This is a genomic window from Corynebacterium sp. (assembly GCF_012837295.1).
Taxonomy (GTDB): Bacteria; Actinomycetota; Actinomycetes; order Mycobacteriales; family Mycobacteriaceae; genus Corynebacterium.
On the sequence record NZ_DURI01000145.1, the window covers coordinates 1 to 5368 of the forward strand.

The 5368-nt window shown below is 70.4% G+C and carries 6 protein-coding genes; 3 read left to right on the forward strand and 3 right to left on the reverse strand.

The annotated features are described in order from the left end of the window. Together GX015_RS04965 and GX015_RS04970 are read right to left on the reverse strand one after the other, a co-directional pair. On the reverse strand, positions 1-854 hold an 854-nt coding region (locus tag GX015_RS04965), incomplete at its 3' end, for a chorismate-binding protein (RefSeq protein WP_291343249.1). 179 nt (positions 855-1033) lie between these two features. Continuing rightward, positions 1034-1816, reverse strand: a complete 783-nt coding sequence (locus GX015_RS04970) for an SDR family NAD(P)-dependent oxidoreductase (protein ID WP_291343251.1) — start codon at positions 1814-1816, stop codon at positions 1034-1036. Positions 1817-1854: 38 nt separating this feature from the next. Between GX015_RS04970 and GX015_RS04975 the strand changes: the two genes are divergently transcribed. Continuing rightward, complete coding sequence (locus GX015_RS04975; RefSeq protein ID WP_291343253.1) at positions 1855-2577, forward strand: TIM barrel protein; 723 nt, start codon at positions 1855-1857, stop codon at positions 2575-2577. 10 nt (positions 2578-2587) lie between these two features. On the opposite strand, the gene GX015_RS04980 is transcribed toward GX015_RS04975, so the two are convergent. Continuing rightward, on the reverse strand, positions 2588-3589 hold the full coding sequence (locus GX015_RS04980) for an SLAC1 anion channel family protein (protein ID WP_291343255.1): 1002 nt from the start codon (positions 3587-3589) through the stop codon (positions 2588-2590). A 165-nt stretch (positions 3590-3754) separates the two neighbouring features. Between GX015_RS04980 and GX015_RS04985 the strand changes: the two genes are divergently transcribed. Continuing rightward, a complete protein-coding gene (locus GX015_RS04985) occupies positions 3755-3955 on the forward strand; it encodes a DUF2892 domain-containing protein (protein ID WP_291343257.1) in 201 nt (66 codons plus the stop codon). Between the two features lie 91 nt (positions 3956-4046). Continuing rightward, the coding region (gene gltX, locus GX015_RS04990; protein ID WP_291343259.1) for a glutamate--tRNA ligase at positions 4047-5368 on the forward strand (1322 nt) is incomplete at its 3' end.

The window sequence follows — 5368 nt, forward strand, 5'->3', positions numbered from 1 at the left end:
GCGGAGACGATGGGATCCTTCAGCTCGCCGCGGATGAAGGTTCCCAGGTGCCACATCTCGGAGGTGCTCAGCAGCTGGGGCTCGTGGGGCACGTCGAGGTGGGAGCAGATCGGGTCGAGGTTGTCGGCGATGTCGTCGACGACGAACTCGTGTTCCTCGTTGTTCTTGCGCGAGGCCGTGAGCTTCGCGGCGGCGGCCTCGTCGGCGGCGCGGTCGCGGGAGCGCGGGGCGGAGCCGGCCAGGGGGAAGGCCTCGACGATGCGGCCCCGGCGGCGGACGAGCATCTCGGGGGAGGAGCCCACGAGCAGGCGGCCCGTGAAGCGGCCGCCCGCGGGGTCGAGGTCTGCGACGAAACCGTCGCGATTGGGCGACTGGTCGATGAGGCGCGCCGACAGCTGCAGCGGGTCGATGGCCGGGTCGATGGCCAGATCGACGGCGCGGGCGAGGACGATCTTCTCCAGGCCGGAGACCTTGATGGTCCGGATCGCGGCGTCGATGCGCTCCAGATGTTCCTCCGGAGCCGGGTCATGCCCGAGGATGCGGGCCTTCATCTCCGGCGAATTCCACCGGTAATGGGCCGGCGGCTCGAGGGGCTGCTCGGAGCGGATGATCTCGCGCGGCACGGTCAGCGCCGCGGGGCGCTCCGGGTTGAACGGGATCGCGCCGACGACCATCTGGTGCTCGCCGCGGCGCAGGCGCTCGGCGGCGAGCCACGGGTCGGTGTACGTGGCCAGCGACCCCTGCGTGCGCACGGAACCGTGGCTGCGGGAGAGCAGGAAATCCGGCGCGGTGGCGGGTCGCCCGTCGAAGGGGCCCCGTCGGCCGCGGACGCATTCGTCGCCTTCCGAGGTCATCGGATCCGTTCACCGCCTTCCCGCGTTTGACCTTGCGGAACACCGGAAAAGGGCTGGTGAGTGCCGTGCACTTCCCCGGCCGATCCGGCGTCCCGGGTGTAGTTCGATGATACCCAGCGGATGCCCGGGAACCGATTCGCCCCCGAAACGTCCACGTCAGAGGGGTTCATGGCCGTTTCTCAACCCCGCCCCGCGAACGGCATTCCGGTGGCCGTGACGGTCAGCTGATCGACGACGGCGCTCGGCGGCAGCGACGCCGCGTAGACGAAGGCGCGGGCGGCTTCGGCGGCGGGGAACGTCGGCTCGACCAGGCGGGACCCGTCGGCCTGCAGGGCGCCGGTCGAGGCCCCGAACCCGGCCAGCAACCCGGTGGCGGCATTGCCGATGTCGATGCGCGTGGCGGTGATGCCGTGCGGCCTGCCGTCCAGCGAGGTGACGGCGGCCAGTCCCGCCAGGCCCGCCTTCGACGCGGCGTATGGCGCGGAGTGGGGCCGCGGGGTCTGCGCGGCGATGGAGCCGTTGAACAGGATCCGCCCGCCGGACGGCTCCTGCGCGGCCATGGCGCGGAAGGCGGCGCGGGCGGTGAGGAACGCGCCCGTCAGGTTGATCTCCACGGTGCCGCGGAAACCGGCGGCGTCGATCTCGCCGAGCGGGGCGGTCGGCCCGGGCACCCCGGCGTTGACGACGGCCAGGTCGAGCCGCCCGAAGTCGTCGATGATGCCGGCGACGAGCTCGTCGACGTCCGCCTCGTCGGTGACGTCGCAGCGCGCCCAGCTCAGCCGCGCGGGGTCGGCGGCGCACGTCGCCTCCAGCGGTTCGGGCGTGCGGCCGCAGATCCGCACCGTCCACCCGTCGGCGGCCAGTGCCGTGGCGACCTCGGCGCCGATGCCGGCCCCGCCCCCGGTCACGAGGGCGACGCGCCGCACCCCGTCCGTGGGCCCATGTTCCATGACCTCGTTCATGTCTGAAGATTGTGGCATGCGCCACTACGCTGGCGGTCATGACCCCCGCCGCGCACGTCGCCAATTGCTCGATCCTCTTTCCCGGGCTCGCCCCCGCCGAGGCCGCCCGCGCCGCCGCCCGCGCCGGGTACCGCGAGGTCGAGTTCTGGTGGCCCTTCGCCGTGGAGGAACCGTCGGAAAGCGAAATCCTCGAATTCGCCGAAGGCCTGCGCGGAGCCGGCGTCGAACTGGTCGCCATCAACCTGTGGGCCGGCGACATGGCGGCCGGGGAGCGCGGGGTGCTCCACGACAGGATGCTTTCCGACGCCCACCTGAACGCCATCCGGCGGTTGAGGGAGCTGACGGGCGTGTCGATGGGAAACCTGCTGCCCGGTGCGGGAGGGCCCGAGGTGACGGAGGCGCAGCGGCGCCACGTGCGGGCCGTCGTGGAGGCGCTGCCGGGGTTCACGCCGCTGATCGAGCCGATGTCCGGCAATCCCGACCTGCCGGTGCGCGACCCGTGGACGGCCGTGGACCTGTGCCGCGAGACGGGCGCCGGGCTGCTGCTCGACGTGTTCCACCTCGCCGAACTCGGGGTCGACGTCGATGCGTGGCTCGATGACGTCGCGGCGGGGGAGCAGCCGCTGCCGCACCACGTGCAAATAGCCGACTCCCCGGGCCGTGGGGCACCGGGGAGCGGGGACGCGCCGATCGGGGCGTGGCTCGGGCGGCTCGCCGAACTCGGTTACCGCGGGCGCGTGGCGGACGAGTGGCTGGGGTAGCCGCTACGGGTCATTCCTCGACGAAGATCCCGCCGCGCACGATGGCGTTGACGGTCTTGCCCCACAGCCACGCGATGAGCAGCGAGGCGATGGCCAGGAAGAAGATGCCGAACACGTTCGAGTAGAGCAGCGTCGCGGCGGCCATCGCGGCCAGGGGGAAGGACATCGCCCAGTGGGGGATGTTGAACGGCAGGGCGATGATCTCGGGGAGCATGGTCAGCGCCAGCAGCAGGAACGCGCCGGCGGTGGACAGCAGCGCCGCACCCGCGAGGCTCGGGTCGTCCAGATCGCCGAACAGCGACAGCGCGGCGACGGAGCCGACGGCCGGCGGGGCGACGAGGATGAGCACCGTCGGCCGGAACTTCGGAGGCATCGCCTTGTGCGTGAACAGGCGCAGCAGCACGACGGGCAGGATGCCCAGCCACATGATGATGCCCACGGAGAAGCTGAACACGCTCATGCCGACGTTGCCGAAGCCCACGCCCGCCAGCGGCACCAGGACGTTGCCGACCACCGGGATGAACCACGCCGGGGTGACGTGATCGAGGCTGATGCGCGGGTTGATCCACATGCGCATGGTCAGCAGCATGCCGGCGATGTGGCCGATCGCGCCGACCCACCACATGCCCTCGGCGACGGCCTCGGGCAGAACCGCCCGGCCGGACGTCGCCAGGATGACGAGGGACACCGTGATCGCCGTGAGGAAGGTGACCTTCATCGGGTGGCGCAGGTCCTCCAGCAGACGCTCGCGCGAAGAGATGCGCACGCCGTAGGCGATGAGGAGGGCGACGTACACGGCGGCCGCGATCCAGAACAGCGCGTCGGCGATGAACGCCGGGGTGTTCAGCACCTCGTGCGCGCGGCGCCAGGCCATCGCGAGCCCGCCGGTGCCCATCACCGTGGCGAACAGGGGGAGCGGGGTCAGCCGCAGCTTGTCGATGAGAGTGGGCTTGGCGCCGTCGCCGCCCTTCGCGGCGGTGCCGGCGCTCTGATTCTCCGTGGTCACGTTCATGATGCATCAACATACCCCAGGGGGTATAAATCGGCAAGTTTTCCAAGGCGTGCCCGATCAGTGGTCCGGAATTGCCCGCCGCATGCAAAATACTTCCGGGGGTATGTGGGGTAAAACACCGTCGCGCCCGGTCATGCCTGGTGCGACCCGAATAGAATCGACGGCATGAAAACCAATGAGAGCGCCGCGGACCGCATCGTCCGCATCGTCATCGCCGTCATCGCCGCCATCGTCGCGTGGAAGACCGCCGGCGTGATCTCCATCATCGCCTGGGTCGTCGCCGCCATCATGGCGCTGACCGCCATCGTCGGCTTCTGCCCGCTGTACCGGATCTTCGGCATCTCCACCTGCAAGGTCCGCAACTAGCGAGCACGCGCGAACCCGCCCCCGCACCTGCACCGCCGCATCGCCCGGTTGGCGCTTAGCGGGCGGGAGGGGGCGGGTATCGTCGTCAAGCATGTCTGATGTTCGCGTCCGCTTCTGCCCCTCACCGACCGGCACCCCCCACGTCGGCCTGATCCGCACCGCCCTGTTCAACTGGGCCTACGCCCGCCACACCGGCGGCAAGCTCGTGTTCCGCATCGAGGACACCGATGCCGCGCGCGACTCCGAAGAGTCCTACCAGGCCATCATCGACGCCCTGACGTGGCTCGGCCTCGACTGGGACGAGGGCATCGACGTCGGCGGCCCGCATGGCCCGTACCGCCAGTCGCAGCGCAAGGACATCTACGCCGACGTGCTGGCCAAGCTCATCGAGTCCGGCGAGGCCTACGAGTCCTTCTCCTCCCCGGAGGAGACCGAGGCCCGCCACCGCGCCGCCGGCCGCGACCCCAAGCTGGGCTACGACAACCACGACCGGGACCTCACCGACGAGGAGAAGGCCGCGTTCCGCGAGGCGGGCCGCAAGCCCGTCATCCGACTGCGCATGCCCGACGAGGACATCGCCTTCGACGACCTCGTCCGCGGACGCGTCGAGTTCAAGGCCGGCGTCGTCTCCGACTTCGTCATCGCCCGCTCCACCGGCGAGCCGCTGTACACCCTGGTCAACCCCGTCGATGACGCTCTGATGGAGATCACCCACGTCCTGCGCGGCGAGGACCTGCTGCCGTCGACCCCGCGCCAGATCGCCCTGTACCGCGCCCTGGAGCGCATCGGCGTGGGCAACGGCGCCCCGCACTTCGGCCACCTGCCGTTCGTCATGGGCGAGGGCAACAAGAAGCTGTCCAAGCGCGACCCCGAGTCGGACCTGTTCATCCACCGCCGCAACGGCTTCCTGCCCGAGGGCCTGCTCAACTACCTGGCGCTGCTCGGCTGGTCGATCTCCGCGGACAACGAGGTCTTCACCATGGACGAGATGGTCGCCGCCTTCGACGTCGCCGACGTCAACTCCAACCCGGCGCGCTTCGACCAGAAGAAGGCCGACGCCATCAACGCCGAGCACATCCGCCGCCTGGCGCCCGAGGACTTCGCCGCGCGCCTGCGCACCTACCTCGCCGAGACCCGCGATTGGCCGATCGACTACCCGGCCAAGGACTTCGCCTTCCTGGCGGAGATGGTGCAGACGCGCATCAAGACCCTCGGCGAGGCGTGGGACCTGGTGAAGTTCCTCGTCGTGTCCGATGACGAGTTCCAGCTCGACGAGAAGTCCGCCCGCCGCAACCTCAAGGAGGACGCCGTGGCCGCGCTCGACGCGACCATCACGGCCGTGGAGGGTCTGCGGGAGGAGGAGTTCACCACCCCGGCCATCGAGGCGGCGCTGCAGAAGGCGCTCATCGAGGA